This window comes from Methylobacter svalbardensis, from assembly GCF_037671525.1.
Classification (GTDB): Bacteria; Pseudomonadota; Gammaproteobacteria; order Methylococcales; family Methylomonadaceae; genus Methylobacter_A; species Methylobacter_A svalbardensis.
This window is the reverse complement of record NZ_JAWPOH010000135.1, coordinates 1-3,297: the sequence shown is the minus strand read 5'-3', so window position 1 is coordinate 3,297 and position 3,297 is coordinate 1. Positions and strand designations below refer to the sequence as shown.

Annotated in this window: 6 protein-coding genes and 1 pseudogene; 6 read left to right on the top strand and 1 reads right to left on the bottom strand. The window is 45.6% G+C overall.

Going from position 1 to position 3,297, the window contains the following annotated elements:
* Nucleotides 1-718: putative bifunctional diguanylate cyclase/phosphodiesterase (locus RW114_RS20195; RefSeq protein WP_340124530.1), on the top strand; the 718-nt coding region annotated here is incomplete at its 5' end.
* Nucleotides 719-752: 34 nt separating this feature from the next.
* Nucleotides 753-995, top strand: a complete 243-nt coding sequence (locus RW114_RS20190) for a hypothetical protein (protein ID WP_340124529.1) — start codon at nt 753-755, stop codon at nt 993-995.
* A 635-nt stretch (nt 996-1,630) separates the two neighbouring features.
* On the opposite strand, the gene RW114_RS20185 is transcribed toward RW114_RS20190, so the two are convergent.
* Nucleotides 1,631-1,861 (bottom strand): hypothetical protein, encoded by a 231-nt coding sequence (locus RW114_RS20185; RefSeq protein ID WP_340124528.1) that lies wholly within the window; start codon nt 1,859-1,861, stop codon nt 1,631-1,633.
* A 355-nt stretch (nt 1,862-2,216) separates the two neighbouring features.
* Between RW114_RS20185 and RW114_RS20180 the strand changes: the two genes are divergently transcribed.
* The 4 genes and pseudogenes from RW114_RS20180 to RW114_RS20165 all read left to right on the top strand — a co-directional run.
* Nucleotides 2,217-2,375 (top strand): DUF3309 family protein, encoded by a 159-nt coding sequence (locus RW114_RS20180; RefSeq protein ID WP_340124527.1) that lies wholly within the window; start codon nt 2,217-2,219, stop codon nt 2,373-2,375.
* A 202-nt stretch (nt 2,376-2,577) separates the two neighbouring features.
* Nucleotides 2,578-2,877: pseudogene (locus tag RW114_RS20175) on the top strand (hypothetical protein); the annotation flags it as partial.
* A gap of 60 nt (nt 2,878-2,937) precedes the next feature.
* Entirely contained in the window at nt 2,938-3,069 is a 132-nt protein-coding gene (locus RW114_RS20170) for a hypothetical protein (protein WP_340124526.1), read from the top strand.
* Between the two features lie 20 nt (nt 3,070-3,089).
* A partial coding sequence (locus tag RW114_RS20165; RefSeq protein WP_340124525.1) for a transposase occupies nt 3,090-3,297 on the top strand: 208 nt, incomplete at its 3' end.

The window sequence follows — 3,297 nt, the reverse complement described above, 5'->3', positions numbered from 1 at the left end:
TCAGTTGCAAGCAACCCACGACCGCCGGATTCTCGGCGCTGAAGTGCTGTTGCGTTGGGAGCACCCTGAACGCGGCTTGGTTTCACCGCTCGAATTCATTCCGCTGGCTGAAGAAACCAGATTGATCGTGCCCATAGGTCTGTGGGTGCTGGAAACAGCCTGCGCCCAACTCAAAAGCTGGGAAGGTATTCCCCATACCCGGCATTTGCAACTTGCCGTTAATATCAGTGCTCATCAGTTCCATGAAGCCGGTTTTGTCGAGCAGGTTTGTGCCGTGCTAGAAAAACATGCCATCCAGCCTGATCGGCTCAAGCTCGAACTGACTGAAAGCCTCGTACTCGACAACATAGAAGACACTATTACTAAGATGCACGCCCTCAAAAAAATCGGGGTGCATTTTTCCATGGATGATTTCGGCACCGGCTATTCATCGCTGGCTTACCTAACACAACTGCCGCTTGATCAGCTGAAGATCGATCAGTCCTTCGTGCACAATATTGGTGTACAACCTACCGATGCCGTGATTGTGCAAACCATTATCGGCATGGCCAACAATCTTGGCATGGATGTGATTGCTGAGGGCGTAGAAACAGAAGAGCAACGCGCATTTTTGGAGCGTCACGGTTGCCCCGCTATTCAGGGTTACTTGTTCAGCAAGCCAGTGCCGATTGAGCAGTTTGAATTGTTACTGAAACAAAGCTGGGTGCTGTCTGATTAAGTGTTTTATTCCTTGCACACAAACACGTTCAATTATGTTCATTTATTCGTTACCCTTATTTTTTACCCACATTGGTTTAGCCAGTCCATTGGAATTGCTGATTATTTTTGTGGCTCTGTTTGCTACCCTGTTTATAATTTCGCTGTTTTTCGGAGGAGATCAACAGAAAAAATATGCTGACAACTATCTGTTGGCCGCATGGAATGGCGGTGTGGCGCTCAAGTGGGCGTTCTGGAGCCTGGGGAGCAATGGAACAGTGAACGTAACCGTCAATTAAAGCACACATACTCAAGCCTTTAAAATCAAGGCAAACTACTGCCTCTTATTCAATAGGGGGTATTCATGAATCCATATCAAACTCACGCCACTATGTAAAGCCATATAGCACAATGGCTAGCCAGCAGTTTATCTCAGACTGAGTACCTGATGTTACGCAGTTATTCGAATTTAGACTGCATTAACATTTTTTTTATTAAAAGTGTCGCTACCGCGACGATTATTTGAATCGGGTTCTCGCACCCGAAGGCGAGTTACTTTCTTTTGCTTCGCCAAAAGAAAGTAACCAAAGAAAAGGCGACCCGGTTGCCGCTTGCTTCCTGCGCTCCTCGCTTTTATCGAGGGTCAGCAGAAGGGGCTCCTGCCCCTCTGCTGACGTGCGGCATCCCTGCCGCACCCCTAACGGGCTGTTCTCGATAAAAGCTCCGGTGCTCGGCGCGACAAACGGGAGAAGTACCATCCGTGCGTAACATCAGTGAGTACTATAAAGAGCATGGCATTAAGCCGCACATTTTTAGCTATTACAAAAAGAAGTTCAGTTCGTCAGCAAAACAATCAAGTTAATTGGTTCCGGTGCAGTTGCTTGCACATGAGTCTGTCTCTGCAAACGGGATTTCCGGTTGTAACGTGCTCAGATTAACCCATGCTAATGGCTTTATTCTGGAAATCAATCCTCAGGCTGATGTCCAGGTCGTGCGGTTGGATAATCGTGTTTCGGTTTGCACATGATTGGGTAGCGAGCGGTATCTCCACCGGAGGTGTCTCCTCGCGAGCTTCACGTCGACGTTCCAGGGCAAGACGGACGGCATTGAAATGAGGGAAGCCACATTGCAGCGCTTCCTGTACGGCAACTTGTAACTCAGTCACGCCATAACGATCTAATAGGGAACGATAAAGATAATAAGAAATAAAACCCGGGGCGATTGTGTACGATACCGAACAGACTACGTTGAATATGGCCTTTATAGTGATATTCACTTAAAGGAGGATCAATATGAACATGAATATTGCGATCAAACTCCTACTGGCACTTGTAATAAGTATATTCATTTTGCTGGTGCCGAGGGTTTAAAATTTTTCGTAGATGTATATTTGATCGTCGCAGCTATCTTGGAGCTAATGCTTCATAGCCTTTAGGTAAAGGGGGTAGTTCCAATAACCAAGACCCCAGCGATTTGGAATAGTTTCCAATTTAACTTTTCTCTCTAACAGGAATACTGACATGTCACTTGGTACAATCTTACTCGTAATTATTCTTCTTATGGTCATTGGCGTCTTTCCAGTTTGGCCACATAGCTTGTCATGGGGTTATGGACCCAGCGGAGGACTCGGACTACTGTTAATCATCTTATTAGTCCTGGTCTTTTCGGGAAGAATCTAACCCTAAAATAATACCCTCGCTTTTTTTGCACCTTGCGTGTAGGCGAGGGTCGCTATGCAAATGGCGATCTAGACAATACACCAGGCATTGATATAGTGGATTCCATTGTCCAGACAAATAATGCCTTAGTTTAAGATAGAGCCCTGTTCACACTCTAGCTAAATGGCGCTGTCCCAATTTTTTTACACGGGAACTGATGTTTCTGTCTCCCGGAATTGGCGCTCTGACTATTCCAGGCGTCGATCCGTTAATCGCCGCAGGACCCATTATGGGAGCATTGAGTGGTGCGGCAGTAGGAGCAGTCACTGGAGATTTGACCGGCGGGTTAATCGGACTGGGTATTCCTGAATATGAGGCCAAACGCTATGAAGGGAAAATCATTGGCGGAAGTGCCTTGATTTCTGTACATACGACAAGCAGCGAAGCGATTGATAAGGTAAAAGATATCTTCGAAAAGGCTCATGCAGAAGATATTTCCTCGACTGGGGAAGAGTCAGTATAAATACTAAACTTGATAAGGTTATTGCACGTAATCAAGAAATAATCATATTGGAGATTTATTATGCATAGCATTGAAATACTCAACAAATTGCTGAAAGATGAATTATCAGCGACGGAAACGTATCAACAGGCTGTAGAACTACTTAAGGAAGATGTCAGCCTAGGTTCTGTTGACGTTTCGCCAATCAGGTAGAATTGGTTATTTTTGGTAACATGAGCCGGATAAATTTAAGTGATGAAGAGTGGACGCGTATATTGGCAAACTTAAAGAAATTAAGAGGCATTCGTGTCGGTCAGCCAGACACTTGCAGACAATTTATCAGTGCCTGCTTGTGGATATTACGTTCGGGAGCGCAGTGGCGGATTTTGCCGCCAACGCATGGTAAGTGGAATAGCATCTTCAAGCGATTTTCACGCTGGT

Coding starts and splice junctions, on each gene's coding strand:
- RW114_RS20190 (WP_340124529.1), top strand. CDS start 753: ATGTTCATTTATTCGTTACCCTTATTTTTTACCCACATTGGTTTAGCC.
- RW114_RS20180 (WP_340124527.1), top strand. CDS start 2,217: ATGTCACTTGGTACAATCTTACTCGTAATTATTCTTCTTATGGTCATT.
- RW114_RS20170 (WP_340124526.1), top strand. CDS start 2,938: ATGCATAGCATTGAAATACTCAACAAATTGCTGAAAGATGAATTATCA.